This window comes from Vogesella urethralis (assembly GCF_007644045.2).
Taxonomy (GTDB): domain Bacteria; phylum Pseudomonadota; class Gammaproteobacteria; order Burkholderiales; family Chromobacteriaceae; genus Vogesella; species Vogesella urethralis.
Genome location: NZ_VMDW02000137.1, coordinates 1 through 250, shown reverse-complemented (window position 1 = coordinate 250; position 250 = coordinate 1). Strand labels below are relative to the sequence as shown.

1 protein-coding gene is annotated in these 250 nt (G+C 57.6%); it reads right to left on the bottom strand.

Annotated elements, in window-relative coordinates:
* Nucleotides 1-250 (bottom strand): hypothetical protein (locus tag FLQ03_RS19210; RefSeq protein WP_170252475.1); only part of this gene is annotated, 250 nt, incomplete at both ends.

Below are 250 nucleotides of genomic sequence, written 5' to 3'. Positions count from 1 at the left end.
GCCTACATCAAAGCCAATGATATGCTGGCGCATCGCCACGGCCGCACCGCTGAAGAAAGCAAAGCAGCCCCCGTTTATCAATACTGCCTTGCCCAAGGGATTGTCCGTTGTGAGATTGAAGTTGATCGCCGCACGCTCGCCGAACACCACTGCCGATACCTCGGGGACATCCCCCTGGAACAGCTTACCAACCTGTTTGACCAGTACGTTGACCCGCTGGTGAACCGTGTCCGCGAGGCCGTCACCACAA